General features: G+C 66.4%; 15 protein-coding genes and 1 pseudogene. 8 read left to right on the forward strand and 8 right to left on the reverse strand.

Features of this window, described 5'->3' with window-relative positions; translation table 11 throughout:
• Positions 1-226: 226 nt before the first annotated feature.
• A complete protein-coding gene (gene purB / locus EET03_RS23935) occupies positions 227-1,651 on the reverse strand; it encodes an adenylosuccinate lyase (protein WP_075543717.1) in 1,425 nt (474 codons plus the stop codon).
• A gap of 147 nt (positions 1,652-1,798) precedes the next feature.
• Here purB and EET03_RS23940 point away from each other — a divergent pair.
• Positions 1,799-2,527, forward strand: a pseudogene (locus tag EET03_RS23940) (DUF429 domain-containing protein); the annotation flags it as partial.
• Positions 2,528-2,530: 3 nt separating this feature from the next.
• Here EET03_RS23940 and EET03_RS23945 read toward each other — a convergent pair.
• Positions 2,531-3,154, reverse strand: coding sequence for a TetR/AcrR family transcriptional regulator (locus tag EET03_RS23945; RefSeq protein WP_099187747.1), 624 nt, complete (start codon positions 3,152-3,154; stop codon positions 2,531-2,533).
• A 55-nt stretch (positions 3,155-3,209) separates the two neighbouring features.
• Here EET03_RS23945 and EET03_RS23950 point away from each other — a divergent pair, with 55 nt between their 5' ends.
• The 3 genes from EET03_RS23950 to EET03_RS23960 all read left to right on the forward strand — a co-directional run bounded on the left by EET03_RS23950 (position 3,210) and on the right by EET03_RS23960 (position 7,449).
• On the forward strand, positions 3,210-4,121 hold the full coding sequence (locus EET03_RS23950; protein ID WP_075543718.1) for an alpha/beta hydrolase-fold protein: 912 nt from the start codon (positions 3,210-3,212) through the stop codon (positions 4,119-4,121).
• 79 nt (positions 4,122-4,200) lie between these two features.
• Positions 4,201-5,739: a gamma-glutamyltransferase family protein gene (locus EET03_RS23955; RefSeq protein WP_075543719.1), complete on the forward strand. Its 1,539-nt coding sequence runs from the start codon at positions 4,201-4,203 to the stop codon at positions 5,737-5,739.
• Between the two features lie 177 nt (positions 5,740-5,916).
• Positions 5,917-7,449: a serine/threonine-protein kinase gene (locus EET03_RS23960; RefSeq protein WP_208649129.1), complete on the forward strand. Its 1,533-nt coding sequence runs from the start codon at positions 5,917-5,919 to the stop codon at positions 7,447-7,449.
• Positions 7,450-7,536: 87 nt separating this feature from the next.
• On the opposite strand, the gene purD is transcribed toward EET03_RS23960, so the two are convergent.
• The 6 genes from purD to EET03_RS23990 form a co-directional block, all read right to left on the reverse strand.
• Positions 7,537-8,805: a phosphoribosylamine--glycine ligase gene (purD, locus tag EET03_RS23965; RefSeq protein ID WP_075543721.1), complete on the reverse strand. Its 1,269-nt coding sequence runs from the start codon at positions 8,803-8,805 to the stop codon at positions 7,537-7,539.
• An 81-nt stretch (positions 8,806-8,886) separates the two neighbouring features.
• On the reverse strand, positions 8,887-10,254 hold the full coding sequence (locus EET03_RS23970; protein ID WP_075543722.1) for an HNH endonuclease signature motif containing protein: 1,368 nt from the start codon (positions 10,252-10,254) through the stop codon (positions 8,887-8,889).
• A 103-nt stretch (positions 10,255-10,357) separates the two neighbouring features.
• Positions 10,358-10,795 (reverse strand): carboxymuconolactone decarboxylase family protein, encoded by a 438-nt coding sequence (locus EET03_RS23975; RefSeq protein WP_075543723.1) that lies wholly within the window; start codon positions 10,793-10,795, stop codon positions 10,358-10,360.
• Positions 10,795-11,667 (reverse strand): NAD(P)-dependent oxidoreductase, encoded by an 873-nt coding sequence (locus tag EET03_RS23980; RefSeq protein ID WP_075543724.1) that lies wholly within the window; start codon positions 11,665-11,667, stop codon positions 10,795-10,797. Before EET03_RS23980 ends, EET03_RS23975 begins: the two co-directional genes overlap by 1 nt.
• On the reverse strand, positions 11,664-12,416 hold the full coding sequence (locus EET03_RS23985) for an SDR family oxidoreductase (RefSeq protein ID WP_075543725.1): 753 nt from the start codon (positions 12,414-12,416) through the stop codon (positions 11,664-11,666). The genes EET03_RS23980 and EET03_RS23985 overlap by 4 nt, the downstream gene beginning before the upstream one ends.
• Before the next feature lie 10 nt (positions 12,417-12,426).
• Complete coding sequence (locus tag EET03_RS23990; protein WP_075543726.1) at positions 12,427-13,896, reverse strand: aldehyde dehydrogenase; 1,470 nt, start codon at positions 13,894-13,896, stop codon at positions 12,427-12,429.
• Positions 13,897-14,119: 223 nt separating this feature from the next.
• Between EET03_RS23990 and EET03_RS23995 the strand changes: the two genes are divergently transcribed.
• The 4 genes from EET03_RS23995 to EET03_RS24010 are packed head-to-tail and all read left to right on the forward strand — an operon-like array spanning position 14,120 to position 18,149.
• Positions 14,120-14,743 (forward strand): TetR/AcrR family transcriptional regulator, encoded by a 624-nt coding sequence (locus EET03_RS23995; RefSeq protein ID WP_244232508.1) that lies wholly within the window; start codon positions 14,120-14,122, stop codon positions 14,741-14,743.
• The gene (locus EET03_RS24000; RefSeq protein ID WP_075543728.1) at positions 14,740-15,957 is read left to right on the forward strand and encodes a cytochrome P450; all 1,218 of its coding nucleotides are present in this window, start codon (positions 14,740-14,742) and stop codon (positions 15,955-15,957) included. Before EET03_RS23995 ends, EET03_RS24000 begins: the two co-directional genes overlap by 4 nt.
• A complete protein-coding gene (locus tag EET03_RS24005) occupies positions 15,958-16,800 on the forward strand; it encodes an SDR family oxidoreductase (RefSeq protein ID WP_075543729.1) in 843 nt (280 codons plus the stop codon).
• Positions 16,797-18,149, forward strand: a complete 1,353-nt coding sequence (locus EET03_RS24010) for a cytochrome P450 (RefSeq protein WP_075543730.1) — start codon at positions 16,797-16,799, stop codon at positions 18,147-18,149. Before EET03_RS24005 ends, EET03_RS24010 begins: the two co-directional genes overlap by 4 nt.

Raw genomic sequence — 18,149 nt, forward strand, 5'->3', positions numbered from 1 at the left:
TAGCCACCACCCGATCCAGAATCTCGCCCTTGTCCGCCTTCGACGCCTTGCGGTACTGACCTCGCAGTTTGTTGGTTACCTGCCGCCTTGCAGCCATATCGATCTTGCCCCTCCACATCGGGCAAGCCTTCCGCGCTACGCGCTCAAAATAGCTGAGGCACCACCGCCGGCCACGCGCTCAAAGTAGGTGAGGCACGCCGGATGCTCGAGAGCGCGCCCGCGAGAGTCATAGGATTGCTCCTGGTGTGTACTTAGCGGCTTCCGGGTAGCGGCCTACCAGTTTGTCTACCATCGCGACCACCTCGTCGACCTGGTCGGCGGCGGCTCCGGTGAACGCCTTGCGGTCGGCCAGGGCGGCGTCTAGCGCCGCGCGGTCCAGCGGCAGCCGCGGATCGGCGGCCAACCGGTCCAGCAGGTCGGGCTCGGCGCCCTCGCGCATGGCCAGTGCGGTGGCCACCGCGTGCTCGCGGATCACGTGGTGCGCGCTCTCGCGGCCCATACCCGCGCGCACCGCCGCGATCAATACCTTGGTGGTGGCCAAAAACGGCAGGTAGCGATCCAGCTCCCGCTGGAGCACCCGCGGGTAGGCGCCGAATTCGTCGAGCACCGTCAGAAATGTCTCGATCTGTCCGTCGATGGCAAAGAAGCTGTCCGGCAAGGCAACTCGGCGTACCACCGAACAGAAGACGTCGCCCTCGTTCCACTGCGCTCCGGCCAGTTCGGCGGCCATCGAGGCGTATCCGCGCAGCACCACCTGCAACCCGTTGACCCGTTCGCAGCTGCGGGTGTTCATCTTGTGCGGCATCGCCGACGAGCCGACCTGCCCCGCCGCGAAACCCTCGGTGACCAGCTCGTGCCCGGCCATCAGCCGGATGGTGTGGGCCAGCGACGACGGTCCGGCACCGAGCTGCACCAGCGCGGACACCACGTCATGGTCCAGCGAGCGCGGATACACCTGCCCGACGCTGGTCAAAACGGTTGAGAAACCTAAGAAGTCAGCGATGCGGCGTTCCAGTCGGGCCAGCTTGGCCGCGCCTTCTTTCCCGCCGCCCAGCAGGTCGAGCATGTCCTGCGCGGTGCCCATCGGGCCCTTGATGCCGCGCAGCGGGTAGCGGTCGATCAGTTCTCGCAGCCTGGTCAACGCGATCAGCGTTTCCTGCGCCGCCGAGGCGAACCGCTTGCCCAAGGTGGTGGCCTGGGCGGCGACGTTGTGGCTGCGCCCGGTCATCACCAGGTCGCGGTAGGCCACCGCCCGTTCGGCCAGCCGGGCCACCACCGCCACGCCGTGGGAGAAAACCAGCTCCAGCGATTGCCGGATCTGCAGCTGCTCGACGTTCTCGGTCAGATCACGGCTGGTCATCCCCTTGTGCACGTGCTGGTGACCGGCGCGGTCATTGAATTCCTCGATGCGGGCCTTGACGTCGTGGCGCAGCACCCGCTCCCGGGCCGCGATCGAGTCCAGGTCCACGTCGTCGAGCACCCGCTCGTAGTCGGCGATCGCCTCCTGCGAAACCTCCACTTCCAGTTCGGCTTGTGCCCGCAGCACCGCCAGCCATAGCCGCCGCTCGGCGACCACCTTGGCTTGCGGCGACCAGATCGCGACCATCTCGGCGCTGGCGTACCGGGAGGCCAGCACGTTCGGAATGCCCACGAAGACACAGCTTACGGTCTGCAACCAAGGGAGTTGTCGCGCCGATCAGAACCCATTAAGTGGGCACCACGCACACCCATCCCGGAAGGAGCACTGTGGCGGACGCGGGTAGATCGCGCGGACTCCCGTCGGCCGTACCCTTGGCGAATGTACTTCGCCGGCGTCGATCTGGCCTGGGCCACTGCCAACCCGACCGGTGTCGCAGTACTCGACGCCGACGGTGCCCTGGTGCACATCTGCGCTGGCCGCGACGACTCCTCGGTGCTGGCGGCGTTGTGGCCGTACACGGCCGGCCCCTGCCGGGTCGCGTTCGACGCGCCGCTGGTGGTGACCAACCCGTCCGGTCAACGGCCGGCCGAGACCGCACTCAACCGCGACTTCCGCGCATTCGAGGCTGGTGCGCATCCGGTGAATACCGGAAAACCCGAGTTCGCCGACGGCCCGCGCGCGGCGCGGCTGGCCGGCGCGCTAGGCCTGGATATGGATCCGTTCTCGGCGGGCCCCAGACGGGCCATCGAGGTCTACCCGCATGCGGCGACGGTGGCGCTGTTCCGGCTGTCCCGCACACTGAAGTACAAGACCAAGCCCGGCCGCGGTGTCGAGCAGCTCAAATCGGAACTGCTGCAGTTGATGTACGACATCGAGGGACTCGAAAACACCCGAACGCCGCTGCGGGTGACCGGTCATGGCGACTGGCTCTCGTTGCGCCGGCAGGTGCAGGCCGCCGGGCGCAAGTGCGAACTGCGCCGCGCCGAAGACCCGATCGACGCCGTCGTCTGCGCATACGTCGCCCTGTACGCCGAACGCCGCCCGTCCGACATCACCGTCTACGGAGACTTCGCGACCGGCTACATCGTCACGCCGACGTTGCCCGCAGCGCTACACCCGGATCGGCCGTTGATCGACCGGCGCAAGCACCTCGATGAGATCGACCACGGTCGCCAGCGCGGCGCCGCGCGCGTCGCGCCCTTCGACCAGCGCGGAGACCACCGAACCGTCGACCGCGCAGATCAGGGTGCACACCAGTTCGATGCGCACGGACCGGCCGGATCGCTCGATGGCCTCGGCAACCGCCTCGGCACGCTGGCGTAGGTTGCGGCGCATGCTTTCCCGCAACGCGGGCAGGCGGGTACAGGCGATATGCCGCTCGTATCGCGATATCAGCTGTTCGGCGAGCCCCGGGCCGTCCACATCCCCCACAAGGAGGTCGACGAGCACTTCACCGGTGGTCTCGGGTCCCCGGCGCCGCCGTGGCAGCGCGTTGACCCGGGCCCGTAACTGCGCCACCTCGATCATCCCGATGTGTTCGACCGCACGGGCGATCAGATCGTCAAGGGACGAAAAGTAATAGGTGGTAGAGGCCAACGGCAGTCCGGCGCGCCGGGCGACGGCTCGGTGACGCACTGCTTCGAATCCACCCTCGCCAAGCAGCTCGGCGGCGGCGCTTACCAACGCATACCGCCGACGTTCTCCTTTTGGAGTAACTGCTGCCGTCACGCCCACCCATGCTGCCAGTGAAATTGGTACTGCATTGCCATTTTCGCTAAACGGCCATGGCATGATGACCCGCATGCCGGACTTAAGTCGCCGCGCCGTGCTCGGCCTTGGCGCCAGTGCGACGCTTGGCGCAGGCGGCGTATTCGCACTCGACATGCTGTTCCAGCCACGGACTTCGCATGCCACACCGGCGCCGGCGATTGGCACAAACGTTCTGTTGGCGCCGATACGGCCGCTCGATCCACCGCCGCCGGCTCAGGCCGCGCCGACGATGACGACCGGCTCGTTCGTGTCGGCGGCGCGCGGGGGCATATCGACGAATTGGGCGATCGCACGTCCGCCGGGCCAAACCAAGCCGCTGCGGCCGGTGATCGCGCTGCACGGCAAGGGCAGCGACGCGGCCACCGTGATGGCCGGCGGCGTCGAACAGGGCCTGGCGCAGGCCGTCGACGCCGGGCTACCGCCGTTTGCTGTGGTCGCAGTCGACGGGGGCGGCAGCTACTGGCATAAACGGGCTTCCGGCGAGGATTCCGGGGCCATGGTGCTCAGTGAGCTCATCCCGCTGCTGGACACCCAGAACCTGGATACCTCGCGGGTGGCGTTTCTGGGCTGGTCGATGGGCGGCTACGGGGCGTTGCTGCTCGGCGGCCGACTCGGACCGGCCCGGACCGCGGCGATCTGCGCGGTGAGCCCGGCGCTGTGGCTGTCGGCCGGCGCGGCCGCACCGGGCGCGTTCGACGGAGCCGACGACTTTGCGGCGAACTCGGTGTTCGGCATGCCCGCGCTGAGTTCCATTCCGATCCGGGTGGATTGCGGCGACAGCGATCCCTTTTATGCGGCGACCAAGCAGTTCATCGCTCAACTGCCGAACCCGCCCGCGGGCGGCTTCTCCCCCGGCGGGCACAACGGCGGGTTTTGGAGCTCGCAGCTGCCCGCCGAGCTGACCTGGATGGCGCCGCTGCTGACGGCGTGACCGCCGGGCGTGCGAGGATCGCCCGGTGCACCCGTCTGTTGCGCCGTTCGGCTGGAGTTTTCCCTACGCCTGGCCGCGAATGCCGATCCTGGGCCAAAACGTCGTCGCCACCTCACAGCCGCTTGCCGCCCAGGCCGGCCTGCGGATGCTCGCCGAAGGGGGGAACGCGGTCGACGCGGCTATCGCCACCGCCATCACCCTGACCCTGGTGGAACCGGTGTCCAATGGCATCGGCTCCGATGCGTTCGCCGTCGTGTGGGACCGGACGCGGTTACACGGGTTGAATGCCTCCGGCCGCTCACCCGCGGCGTGGACGCCGGAATACTTCGGCGGCAACGGCGTCCCCGCGCTCGGTTGGAATTCGGTGACGGTACCGGGCGCCGTGTCGGCCTGGACCGAGCTGCACGGCGAATTCGGTAGCCTGCCGTTCGAACGGCTTTTTGAGCCGGCTATCTCCCACGGCCGCAAGGGCTTTCCGGTGTCACCGACCGTGGCTGCGCAATGGGAGGCCCAAGTACCCCTGTTAGCGTCGCAGCCCGGGTTCGCCGAGGCGTTCCTGCCCGGTGGCCGCGCGCCGAAACCCGGCGAGCTGTTCACGTTTCCAGACCACGCGGACACCCTGGAGAAGATCGCCGCCAGCCATGGTGAGGCGTTCTACCGGGGAGAGCTGGCCGAAAAGCTCGAAGCGCACGCCAGAGCCAACGGCGCTGCGATGCGAGTCGGCGACCTGGCCGCCCATCGCAGCGACTGGGTGGGCACCATCACTGGAACATACCGCGGCTACACCATTCACGAGCTACCGCCCAACGGCCAGGGCATCGTCGCCCTGATCGCGCTCGGGATCCTCGAGCAGTTCCACATGGCCTCGCTGCCAGTCGATTCCGCGGACAGCGTGCATCTGCAGATCGAGGCGCTCAAGCTCGCATTGGCCGACGCGCAGACCTACGTCGCCGATATCGACCACATGCCGCTGCTTCCGGAGCACCTGCTCGACGAGGATTACTTGCGGCGGCGCGCCGCGCTGATCGACCCCAAACACGCCAACCCGGCATCGGCTGGAAGCCCAAGGGGCGGAACCGTGTATCTCACCGCGGCAGATGCCTCCGGGATGATGGTGTCGATGATCCAGTCGAACTACCTGGGCTTCGGGTCCGGCGTGGTGGTGCCGGGAACCGGAATTTCGCTGCAGAATCGCGGCTCGGGTTTCGTTGCGACGCAAGGTCATCCGAACCAGGTCGGACCCGGCAAGCGGCCCTTCCACACCATCATCCCGGGGTTCGTGACCAAGGACGGCGCTCCGGTGCTGAGTTTCGGCGTGATGGGTGGCCAGATGCAACCACAGGGCCACGTGCAGGTGCTGGTCCGCATCGCCGACTACGGTCAGAACCCCCAGACAGCGTGTGACGGTCCACGATTCCGGTGGGTGCAGGGACTGCAGGTCTGTTGCGAAAACGGCTTTCCGCCGGCAACACTCGACGACTTGCGCGGGCGCGGGCATGAGCTGGTCACGGTGGACGACTACAACCAGTTCGGCAGCTGCCAGGCGATCTGGCGTCTCGATGACGGATATGTCGCGGCCAGTGACCCGCGCCGCGACGGTCAGGCTGTGGCGTTCTGACCCGTGATCTGCACCGGGGTGCCGATCTCCGGCGTTCTTCTATACCCGAAGATGAACTGTAGGTAAACTCAAAGAAAACCCGGGGTGGCCTAAAGGTAAATTGCTGGGTAATATCAACCCCAGCTAATCGCAAACTGCGCTGAGAACGTACTCGGCATTCCGGTAATGGACGGTGCGATGATTGGGTTAAGTCATCAAGGCCCGGGCATCGGGTTGGAAGCCGGTGAGATCTTTGCCGGATACACGATTGTAAGTTTGCTGGGCGCCGGGGGAATGGGCGAGGTCTACCTTGCCCAGCACCCACGGCTGCCGCGCCGCGAAGCGCTCAAGATATTGGGCAGTGAGGTATCCGCTGACGACGACTATCGCCGGCGATTCATCAGAGAGGCGGACGTGGCGTCCGCGTTGTGGCATCCGAACATCGTGCGGGTCAACGACCGAGGCGAGTTCGACGGGAAGCTATGGATCTCGATGGACTTTGTGGACGGGACCGACGCGGCGAGCCTGTTGCGGAACCGCTTCCCGGCCGGAATGCCGGCAGATCAGGTAGCCACGATAATCGCAGCGATCGCAAGCGCACTCGACTACGCGCATCAGCACCACAATGTCATGCACCGCGATGTCAGCCCCGCGAATATCCTGCTCGCCGAGCCGGACGGCGGCGATCAGCGGATTCTCTTGGGCGACTTCGGAATAGCTCGGAGCATCGGCGAGACGAGTGGTCTGACCGCGACGAACATGACCATCGGCACGTTTCCCTATGCGGCGCCCGAACAGCTAACGGGCGAACCGATTGACGGACGCGCCGATCAGTACGCGCTAGCGGCCACCGCCTACCATCTGCTGACCGGATCGCCACTGTTCCCGCACACCAACCCGGCGGTTGTGATCAGCCGCCACCTGACCACCCCGCCTCCGGCCCTAGCGCAGATTTACCCGCTGCTCGCGGCCATCGACCCGGTGCTTGCCGTAGCTCTCGCAAAGGACCCCGCCGATCGCTTCGCCTGCTGCACTGATTTCGCCGACGCGTTCGCACACGCAGCCCGTCGCGTCGAACATCCGATAGCGTCGGCTTCGACCATGCCGAGACCCGTAGCGAGCAGGCCACTCAACAGCGCGGCGGTCTCGGCCGTGGCTGAGGCCGGCACCCGGCAACGACGTAGTCGGTGGCGGCTCTTCGCCGCAGCATCAACGGTTATCGCGGTCACGGCCGTCGGCGCCAGTGGCTACCCGTTCGACACCGACTCGACACCGGGCCCGCTGGCCGCATCGCCGACTGTGGCGTCGCCTCGCCAGCCGGCGGAGCACCCGCCACCACCGGCGGTGCCGCCGCCTCGGCAGGTGGCGCAGTACGTGCCGCCACCCACAGCGGCGCAGCCGCCAACGGTGCCATCGCGCAGGGACATTCCGCCCCCGGCATCCGCTGCGGCCGCGCCGGCGCCCCGACGCCCGGCACCGGTCCCGCGGCAACCGACACCCGACCCCGAACAGACCTTCCTCGGTCTCGTATCACAGATTCCGGGTGTCATCGTCACCGACCCCGGGACTGCCGCCGCCACTGGCCGTGGCGTGTGCACCGACCTGCAAAACGGGGCAAGCCCCGATGATGCCGCCGCCGCGACCGTGAACAACACCGGAATCTCGCCCGCACAGGCTGCCGCCGGCGTCAACGCGGCGATCACCGCCTTCTGTCCGCAACACCGGGGGTAGCGGAAAACGCCTCCCCGTGTTGAGATCACAACCGGGCCAGACGTACTTCGAACTGGTCAACGACGCCGGCGGTGTCGGTCCCGGTAGCTAAACGCTGATCTTTCGCTCTGCGGCACGCAAGCCGATATCGTTGCGGAAATGGCTGCCGGCTAACCGAATTGAACCGAGGATGTCGTATGCGTGCGCTCGCGCCGCTGACAGGTCCGCGCCGGTGCCCACCACCGACAGCACCCTGCCTCCGGATGACACGACGGTGCCGTCCTCGCACCGGATCGTCCCGGCGTGCAGCACCCCTTCGGCTTCGGAGCCGACGACGACGTCGCCCACCCGGGGACGCCCGGGATAGTTTTCGGCCGCCAGCACCACCGCCACGGCGGCACCGTCTCGCCAGCGCAATTCGCCGAACTCCGCCAATTTTCCGGTGCCCGCCGCGTACAGCAACTGCCCCAGGGGCGACTCCAGCAGCGCCAGCACCGCCTGAGTTTCGGGATCGCCGAAACGACAGTTGAATTCGACCACCGCGGGACCCTTCGGGGTGATCGCCAGACCGGCATACAGCAAGCCGCAGAACGGGCTGCCACGCCGAACGAGTTCAGCCGCAACGGGTTCTACGATCTGACCGATTATCTCCCGGTAGACCTCGTCGGGCAGCCACGGTAGCGGCGCGTACGCGCCCATACCACCGGTGTTGGGCCCGGTGTCGCCCTCGCCCACCCGCTTGAAGTCCTGCGCGGGCAGCAGCGGCACCACGGTCTCGCCGTCGACCACACAGAACAGCGACACCTCCGGGCCGTCGAGATAAGACTCCAGCAGCACCGGATGCCCGGCCTCGAGCAGTCCCGCCGCATGAGCGCGAGCGACATCGCGGTCCGCCGTGACCACCACACCCTTGCCGGCGGCCAGATGGTCATCTTTGACCACCCAGGCCGGGTCGCCTGCGGGCGGCCCGAACCGATCCAGCGCGACGTCCAAATGGGCCGGGTTGTCCACAGTTTGACTGGCGGCCGTGCGCACGCCGGCCGCGGCCATCACATCCTTGGCGAATGCCTTGGAACCTTCGATGCGGGCGGCGTCCTTCCCGGGACCGAAGCAGACGATGCCGGCGGCGCGCACGGCGTCGGCCACCCCGAGCACCAGCGGCAGCTCGGGACCGATGACCACCAAGTCGGCTTGGACCCGCCGCGCCAGGGCGACGACGTCCTCGCCGGAGGTGATGTCGACATCGTGCTGTTCGGCCAGGCGGGCGGTACCGGCGTTGCCGGGAGCCACGATGAGGTGCGTAACCTGCGGATCTCTGGCCAGCGCCAACAGCAGGGCATGTTCACGGGCACCGGAGCCGATTACCAGGACGCGCACGAGACGTCAGAGTAGCCGGGGTCGGGTTGGGCCCAAGAGGCAGCACGCCACGCCGGATGCTGCACAGCTCGGATTGGCGGGTCAATCGGCTTCCTCATCGTCGTCCGGCGTTAGGAGCTTCTCCGGGTGATGAAAGCTATTCGTTCTCGGTTGTCCGTGGTCCAGGTGCGGTGGCGGGATCCACTCGGTATCGCCGTTGGCATTCTTGCGGGTGGTGAATCCACCTTGTTCGACAAGTCTGTTGGCGGGCCCGCAGGCCAGGGTCAGCTGGTCGATGTCGGTGCGGTGGGTGACCTTCCAGCCTTGGACATGGTGAACTTGGCTGTGGTACGCGGGGGCATCGCATCCCGGCTTCGTGCACCCGCGATCCTTGCCGTAGAGCATGATTCGCTGCGCGGGGGACGCGATGCGCTTGGTGTGATACAGCGCCAGGGCTTTGCCGCGATCGAATATAGCCAAATAGTGGTGAGCGTGGCCGGCCCAGCGGATCACATCCGACATGGGCACCAAGGTGCCCCCACCCGTCAGACCCTTCCCGGCTGCGGCCTCGAGGTCTTTGAGGGTGGTGGTCACCACGATCGACACGGGTAACCCGTTGTGCTGCCCCAACTCCCCCGACGCCAAGAGCCCCCGCAGTCCGGCAAGGAAGCCGTCATGGTTCCGCTGAGCCGGGCTGCGGTTGTCACGGCGCACCGCATCCTCATCGGGTGTGCTGTCGATGACCGGTGTTTCGTCGTCGGGGTTGCACGCCCCCGGGGCGGCCAGCTTGGCCAACACGGCCTCAACGGCGGCGCGCAACTCCGAGGTCAGCATGCCGCTGATCCGCGACATCCCGTCGAATTCCTGCTTGCCCAGCATGATGCCGCGCTTACGGGCGCGCTCCTGGTCGCGGAATTCCCCGTCGGGGTTGATCCAGTCGATGATTCGCTGGGCGTACTTGGCCAATTCGTCGGGGCGGTACTCGCTGGCCTTGCGGGCCAGGTCAGCTTCGGCGGCTTCCCGGGTAGACAGGTCCACCTCGGCAGGCAGGTGCGCGAAGAAGCTGCGGATCACCCGCACATGCCCGTCACCGACGAGCCCCTGGCGTTGGGCGGCCGCGGTGGCGCTCAGCTGCGGCGCCAACGGCTCTCCGGTCAACGCGCGGCGTTCCCCGAGATCAGCTGCCTCGTCGATGCGTCGGCCGGCGTCGGCCTTGGTGATGCGCAACCTGTCGGCCAGTGCCGAACGCAGCTTGCCACCCAGTTCTTCTTCGCTGGCCTGCAGGTCGAGTTGGTTGATCAGCGTGTGCTGAGGCGTCCGCAACCGGCGCGCCAGGTGCTCCAGCCGCTCCAAGACCCGCAACCGTTCCGGGGTGGTGAGTACGTCAAAGGACAACTCGCACAAGCGTTCCACGTCGTCATCGAGCGCGTTGAACACCCCGACGATCTGTTCACGCGTGCTCGAACCCATGCCTGAAATCTTACGAAGGGCCACCGACAAGAAACGCCCCGTAGTGACTACTGAAGCTGAAGTGACACAAGGGATTTAGTGCCGGGGTTCGAGCGCCTACGGCTTACTCAACGGCCTTACCCGAGTGCATCTTCAACGCGGCGTCGACGTTGGCCTCCTTGTCTTCGCCGGCGCCCTTCGCCGCGGCCTTTTTGCGCTTTGCCACAACGGTTTCGACCGCGCCATTGAGCGCAGAGCCCAGCGGAAACCCGAGATAGTGGGTGAGGAAGACGGCCATCTCCTTCAGTTCCGTCTCGTCGAGTTCGCCGTTGAGCAGCGCGGCGTTGATCTGGATCTCGGCGAGGTCGCGATTTCCGACGGCGGTCACCGCGGTCAACGTCATGATGCGCTTGTCACGCATCGACAACCCCGGTCGATTCCAGATGGTGCCGAACAGGTGATCGACGGTGAGGTCGAAGTATGCGTCGCCCTCGATGTTGGGCATCTCCCATCCGTAGACCTCGTTCATCTTGTCCAGGCCCTTGCGGCGCAGCTCGTTCATCACGTCTCCTCAGCTAGGTCGGGGTGCGGTACCCCGAGGCCGGCGGCCAACCGCTCCAACGCTAGCTTGGCCAACGGCAATTCGACCGATAGCGACTCCCCCAACGCCAATGCCAAACCCAGGTCCTTCTCCCCGAGCGCACGGGTGTGCTCCAGCAGCGGACGCAACGGGTCATCGGGTTTCATCGGCGCCGTGGTCTCCCGGAACATGATCGCTGCAGGGCCACCGGTGAGGGCATCACTGTGGCGCACCACCCTGGCGAGCGCCCGCAGGCTCAAACCGCTTGCCTCGGCCAACTTTTCCGCCTCGGCAGCCGCCGCGTAGGACACGAACGTCAGCATGTTGCGCGCCAGCTTCATCCGTGTTCCCGCCCCGGGCCCGCCGGCGTGGATCACCAGCGACGCCCACCGCCGGAACGGCTCCTTGATCCGCTGGAAGGTCTCGTCGTCGGCGCCCACCATGGTGGCCAATTTGCCTTCGGCTGCTGCCCCCGGACCGCCGCTGACCGGAGCGTCCACAACGTAGACGCCCTGCGGCTCGAGCTGTCGCGCCAGCTCGACGGCGGTGGTGTCGCTGATGGTGGAGTGAATCGCAATGACGGTGCCCGGCTTGGCATGTGCGGCCAGCCCGTTGGCACCGACGATCACACTGCGCACCTGAGCGTCGTCGAGCACCGTGACACTGATGATGTCGGCGTCGGCAACCTCGGCGAGGCTCGCCGCCGCGGCGGCGCCGCCCTCGACGAACGGCGCCATGGCTTCGGCCCGCACATCAAAGACGGTCAGGCCGCCCGGCCAGTCGAGGTAGCGCTTGGCCATCGGCGCACCCTGGTTGCCTAGGCCGATGTAGCCGAGTCGGGGTATCGCGGTCATGATCGGATAACCTGTCCGCCATCGACATTGAAGATCTGCCCGGTGATCCATGAGGCCTGGTCGCTGAGCAGGAACAGGCACATGCCCACCAGGTCCTCGGGTGTCCCCATTCTGGACAGCGGAATCTGTTTGACCATGTCCTTGACCAGCTCGCCGGGCGCCACGGTCCTGGTGGCTTCGGTGTCGATGGGCCCGGGTGCGATCGCGTTGATCCGGATCTTCATTCCGCCCAGCTCACGGGAGAGCTGCTGGGTGAGCCCGGTGACCCCAACTTTGGCCAGGCCGTAGAAGTTCGAGTACAGCCATGCCGCGGTGGACGACTGGTTGACGATCGCGCCGCCACCCCTGTTGGCCATGTGCTTGTACACCGCCCGGGTGCACACCAACGCACCGTCGTGGTTGACGCTCATGAACTTCCGGTAGTAGTCCCACGGCACGGTCAGCAGCAGGTCGAGCTTCATGCCGCCGTAGATCGCGGCGTTGTTCACCAGATAGTCGATGCCGCCGAATTCGCTGACGGTGCGCTGGGCCATGGCCCTGGCCGATTCCTCGTCGGAAACGTCAACCGGCACCTGGATCGCCGTGCCACCGTCGGCGACGATCTGCTTGGCGACTGCCTGCGCAGTCGCGGCGTTGATGTCGGCGACGACCACGGAGGCGCCTTCGCGGGCCAGGGCCTCGGCGTAGGCCTGGCCGATACCCTGAGCAGCCCCGGTGACTATAGCCACCTTGTTCTCGAATTGCCCCACACCGTCTCCTCTAATTCGCAGCTGTCGCAATGAGTTTGGCTTCCAGGTACTCCTCGAAACCGAGCAGCCCCATCTCGCGGCCGTTGCCGGACTGCTTGTAGCCGCCGAACGGCGCGTCCGCGGAATACCACACGCCGCCGTTGACGTTGACGGTGCCGACCCGCAGCCGCGCGGCGATCCCGGCGGCCCGCTGGGGATCGGCGCTGTACACCGTGCCCGACAAGCCGTAGGGCGAGTCGTTGGCGATACGGACGGCGTCGTCGTCCCCGTCGTGGGCGATCACCGTCAGCACCGGCCCGAAGATCTCCTCCCGTGCGGGCCGGGCCTCATTGGTCAGGCCCGCAATGACCGTCGGCTCGATGAAGTATCCGACGTCCCGGCCCGCCGGCCGTCCCCCGCCGCAGGCGAACGTGCCGCCTTCGGCGATCGCCAAGTCCAGATAGGCCTGCACCCGATCCCGCTGACGCGCCGAAATCAAGGGCCCGCAGACGGTTCCGGGCTCATTGGGGTCGCCCGGCCTGATCGACGACATGGTTCGCGCCGCGATGCCGACAGCTTCGTCGTAGCGGGTCCGCGGCACCACCAGTCGGGTGGTGATCGCGCAGCCCTGGCCCGCGTGCACGGCGGCGGTGAACGCCGAAACCGAGCATGCCCCGGTCAAATCCGCGTCGTCGAGCACCACGAACGCCGACTTTCCGCCGAGCTCCAAGAACACCTTCTTGACGGTGGCGGCGGCGTCGGCCATCACGCTGCGCCCGGTCGCGGTGGAACCGGTGAACGAAATCATGTCCACCCGAGGATCTTTGGCCAGCAGCGCACCCAGACCATGATCGCTGGAGGTGACGATGTTGACGACACCGGCCGGAAAGTCGGTGTGGTTGGCGATGAGTTCGCCGAGCACGGCCGCGCACCACGGTGTGTCCGGTGCGGGCTTGAGCACGACGGTGTTCCCGGCGGCCAGCGCCGGCCCCAGCTTGGCCAGGTTGATTTGGTGCGGGAAGTTCCACGGGGTGATCGCACCGACGACGCCCACGGCTTCGCGCGCCAGGGTGCGCCGGGTCGGGATCCCCATCGGTGCCGCCCGGCCGAGATCCTGTTCCCAGGAATAGGACTCGGCGGTGTCGGCCGCGAACGCCAGGTCGTCGACCGGACCTTCCAACTGAGCCGCGGCGGTGAGCATCCGCGGCGCACCGACTTCGGAAATGGTCAGTTCTCGTAATTCGTCTATGTGTGCGCGCATTGCGTCGCGCAGCTGACGCACACACCGCACCCGCAATTCGGTGTTGCGCGACCAGTCGGTGTCGTCGAAGGCACGGCGCGCCGCTTCGATCGCGCGTCCCATGTCCTGCGCGTCCGCATCGGCGGCGACGCCCAACACTTCCTCGGTGGCCGGATTGACCGTGGGGAAGGTGCCCGCACCACCGTCGGACAGCTTCCCGTCGACGAACAACGCACTGACTCCGTCGGCCAACAAGGCCATCTACCGCTCCCACCTGATTCGTTGGCTGTTTCGCTGGCTGAGAGGATAATCCACTTGGATGGACAACTGTCCGATATCGCTCTTTCGAACCATAGCTTCAGGTACTGCGGTGGTGCAAGAGCAGCTAATGGTCACCCCGCTGACAGCGGCGTATTACACCTGCTGAAATGCATTTTCGCCTCCAGGGTTGCCCAGCGCCATGACTGTCGGCTAGCTTGGACAGGTGTCCAGCGATGCACTGGTTACGGTCCCGGGCCAGGTGCCCCAGGTCGGGGACAGACCACGCAACCGGCGCCAGGAAGAGACCTTCCGCAAGGTGCTGTCAGCCGGCATGCAGACCTTGCGAGAGAACTCCTACAACGATCTGACGGTGCGCATGGTGGCGGCCCGGGCCAAGGTGGCTCCAGCCACCGCCTACACCTATTTCTCGTCGAAAAATCACCTGATCGCCGAGGTCTACCTCGACCTGGTCCGGCAAGTCCCCTACTTCACCGACGTCAACGTCCCGATGCCCGCCCGGGTGGATCAGACACTGCGCCACCTGGCCCTGGTGGTCGCCGACGAACCCGAGGTCGGCGCCGCGTGCACCGCCGCGCTGCTCGGCGGTGGCGCCGACCCGGCGGTACGCGCCACCCGCGAGCGCATCGGCGCCGAGATCCACCGCCGGATCGCGTCGGCCATCGGGCCCGGCGCCGAACCCGCCACCGTATCCGCGCTGGAGATGACGTTTTTCGGGGCGCTGGTGCAAGCCGGCAGCGGCGAGTTCACCTATCACGAGATCGCCGATCGGCTGGCCGACGTGGTGCGCCTCATTCTGGCCGGCGCCGAAAAGGCCGGTGACGCATGAGCGTCCATATCGGCAACCCCGACGTCGTCCTCGACCCCTACGACTACGACTTTCACGAGGATCCGTACCCCTACTACCGGCGGCTGCGCGACGAAGCGCCGCTGTACCACAACGAAGAACTCGGCTTCTGGGCGGTGTCGCGGCACCGCGATGTGCATCAGGGTTTCCGCAACAGCACCACGCTGTCCAACCGCGACGGCGTCTCACTGGATCCGGTGTCCCGCGGCCCGCATGCCTCCAAGACGATGTCATTTCTGGCGATGGACGACCCGGCGCATCTTCGGTTGCGCACGCTGGTGTCAAAAGGGTTCACCCCGCGCCGGATTCGAGAGCTCGAGCCACGGGTGACCGAGCTGGCCGTGCAGCATCTGGACAGCATGCTGGATCATGCCGGGTCCGGAACCGTCGACTATGTCGCCGAATTCGCCGGCAAACTGCCGATGGACGTGATCTCCGAACTGATGGGCGTCCCGGTCGCCGATCGCGACCGAATCAGGGCCATGGCCGACGGCGTCATGCACCGCGAGGACGGCGTGACCGATGTGCCGGCGTCGGCGATCGAGGCGTCGATCAACTTGATCCTCTACTACCAGCAGATGGTTGCCGAGCGTCGCAGGAAGCCGACCGACGACCTGACCTCGGCGCTGCTCGCCGCCGAGATCGACGGCGACCGGCTCACCGATGAGGAAATCCTCGGGTTCATGTTCCTGATGGTGATCGCCGGCAACGAAACGACCACCAAACTCCTTGCCAACGCCGCATATTGGGGTCACAAGAATCCCGACCAACTGACCCCGGTCTACGCCGACCTGTCGCGGGTGCCGCTGTGGGTCGAGGAAACGCTGCGCTATGACACGTCCAGCCAGATCCTGGCCCGCACCGTCGTCGGCGAACTCACCCTCTACGACACCAGGATTCCCGAGGGCGACGTCGTGCTGCTGCTGCCCGGGTCGGCTCACCGCGACGAGCGGGTGTTCGACAATCCCGACGAGTACCTGATCGGGCGGGAAATCGGCTCCAAGCTCCTGAGTTTCGGCAGCGGCGCGCATTTCTGCCTGGGGGCCCACCTGGCCCGGATGGAGGCCCGGGTGGCGCTCACCGAACTCTTCAAGCGGATCCGCGGATACCAGGTGGACGAGGCCAATGCCGTTCGCGTCCACTCCAGCAATGTCCGCGGCTTCGCTTCGCTACCGATAGCCGTGGAGGTCCGCTGAATGCCACGCTTTCAACCACATCCGGACCGCAGACCGGCGATTGTTGCCGGCGCGTCCTCGGGCATCGGCGCGGCCACCGCGATAGAGCTTGCGGCTCGTGGGTTTCCGGTCGCGCTGGGTGCTCGGCGGGTGGCGAAGTGTCAGGAGATTGCCGAGAAGATCCGCGCCGACGGCGGCGATGCCGTGGCGCTGCCCCTCGACGTCACCGATCCGGACTCGGTCAAGGACTTCGTGCACCGGGCCGCCGAACAACTCGGCGACATCGAGGTTCTGGTCGCCGGCGCCGGCGACACCTACTTTGGACGGTTGCACGAAACCGACACCGAAAGCTTTGAATCGCAGGTCCGGATTCACCTGATCGGGGCTAACCGGCTGGCCGCGGCGGTGCTGCCGGGCATGTTGGACCGTCAGCGCGGTGACCTCATCTTCGTCGGCTCGGATGTGGCGCTGCGTCAGCGTCCGCACATGGGCGCCTACGGGGCGGCGAAGGCCGGGCTGGTGGCAATGGTGACCAATCTGCAGATGGAGCTCGAAGGCACCGGTGTGCGCGCATCGATCGTGCATCCGGGCCCGACCAAGACCGGGATGGGCTGGAGCCTGCCGGTCGAGTCGATCGGGCCGGCCCTGCAGGACTGGGCCAAATGGGGTCAGGCGCGCCACAACTACTTCCTGCGGGCATCCGATATCGCCCGGGCGATCGCGTTCGTCGCGGAGACCCCGAGGGGCGGTTTCGTGGTGAACATGGAGCTGCAGCCCGAAGCGCCGCTGGCCGCCGCCGCAGAGCGGCAGCAGCTCAGGGTCGATGAAAAAGCATCCGTGGATGAGGGAAAGCTGGATTCATGATCACAGCGATCGTGCCGCGAGTGTCCGGCGGCCAGGACGAACACGGACATCTCGAAGAGTTCCGTACCGATCCGATCGGCCTGATGCAGCGGGTGCGCGACGAGTGCGGCGACGTGGGGGGGTTTCAACTGGCGGACAAACACGTCGTCTTGCTGTCCGGCGCCAAGGCCAACGAGTTCTTCTTTCGGTCCTCCGACGAAGAGCTGGACCAGGCGCAGGCTTATCCGTTCATGACACCGATCTTCGGCAAGGGGGTGGTGTTCGACGCCAGCCCCGAACGCCGTAAAGAGATGCTGCACAATTCGGCGCTGCGCGGTGAGCACATGAAGGGCCACGCCAGCACGATCGAGCGCGAAGTGCACCGGATGATCGAGAACTGGGGCGAGCAAGGCGAAATCGACCTGCTGGACTTCTTCGCCGAGCTGACCATCTACACCTCCACCTCGTGCCTGATCGGCATCAAGTTCCGCAACCAGCTCGACTCGCGATTCGCACACTTCTACCACGAACTCGAGCGCGGCACCGACCCGCTTTGCTACGTAGACCCGTATCTGCCGATCGAAAGCTTCCGCCGACGTGACGAAGCCCGAAAAGGATTGGTGGCGTTGGTTCAGGAGATCATGCACCAGCGGATCGCCGACCCGCCCAGTGACAAACGCGACCGCGACATGCTCGACGTGCTGGTGTCGATCCGCGACGAGGCCGGCCACCCGCGGTTCTCCGCCGACGAGATCACCGGCATGTTCATCTCGTTGATGTTCGCCGGGCACCACACCAGTTCGGGTACCTCGGCGTGGACGCTGATCGAACTGCTGCGCCACCCGGACGCCTACGCCGAGGTGATCGCCGAGCTCGACGAGCTCTATACCGACGGGCAGCCGGTGAGTTTTCATGCGCTGCGCCAGATTCCGCATCTGGAGAACGTGCTCAAGGAGACGCTGCGGCTACACCCGCCGTTGATCATTCTGATGCGGGTGGCCAAGGGCGAATTCGAGGTCGAGGGCTACCCGATTCACGAAGGCGAACTCGCGGCGGCCTCACCGGCGATCTCCAACCGGATTCCCGAAGACTTCCCAGATCCCGACGCATTCGTGCCGCAGCGTTACGACGAACCACGCCAAGAGGATCTGATCAACCGCTGGACATGGATTCCGTTCGGCGCCGGCCGGCATCGCTGCGTGGGCGCGGCCTTCGCCACCATGCAGATCAAGGCGATCTTCTCGGTGTTGTTGCGCGAGTACGAGTTCGAGATGGCGCAGCCGCCCGAGAGTTACCGCAACGACCACTCCAAGATGGTGGTGCAGTTGGCGCGGCCCGCCAGCGTGCGCTACCGCCGCCGTAGGGGTTGA

It is taken from the genome of Mycobacterium innocens, from assembly GCF_900566055.1.
Lineage (GTDB): Bacteria > Actinomycetota > Actinomycetes > Mycobacteriales > Mycobacteriaceae > Mycobacterium > Mycobacterium innocens.

Bases quoted from the DNA above. Each gene is read 5' to 3' on its own strand.
- EET03_RS23950 (WP_075543718.1), top strand. From the start codon at position 3,210: ATGATGACCCGCATGCCGGACTTAAGTCGCCGCGCCGTGCTCGGCCTT.
- EET03_RS23955 (WP_075543719.1), top strand. From the start codon at position 4,201: ATGCCGATCCTGGGCCAAAACGTCGTCGCCACCTCACAGCCGCTTGCC.
- EET03_RS23960 (WP_208649129.1), top strand. From the start codon at position 5,917: ATGATTGGGTTAAGTCATCAAGGCCCGGGCATCGGGTTGGAAGCCGGT.
- EET03_RS23970 (WP_075543722.1), bottom strand. From the start codon at position 10,254: ATGGGTTCGAGCACGCGTGAACAGATCGTCGGGGTGTTCAACGCGCTC.
- EET03_RS23975 (WP_075543723.1), bottom strand. From the start codon at position 10,795: ATGAACGAGCTGCGCCGCAAGGGCCTGGACAAGATGAACGAGGTCTAC.
- EET03_RS23980 (WP_075543724.1), bottom strand. From the start codon at position 11,667: ATGACCGCGATACCCCGACTCGGCTACATCGGCCTAGGCAACCAGGGT.
- EET03_RS23990 (WP_075543726.1), bottom strand. From the start codon at position 13,896: ATGGCCTTGTTGGCCGACGGAGTCAGTGCGTTGTTCGTCGACGGGAAG.
- EET03_RS24000 (WP_075543728.1), top strand. From the start codon at position 14,740: ATGAGCGTCCATATCGGCAACCCCGACGTCGTCCTCGACCCCTACGAC.
- EET03_RS24005 (WP_075543729.1), top strand. From the start codon at position 15,958: ATGCCACGCTTTCAACCACATCCGGACCGCAGACCGGCGATTGTTGCC.
- EET03_RS24010 (WP_075543730.1), top strand. From the start codon at position 16,797: ATGATCACAGCGATCGTGCCGCGAGTGTCCGGCGGCCAGGACGAACAC.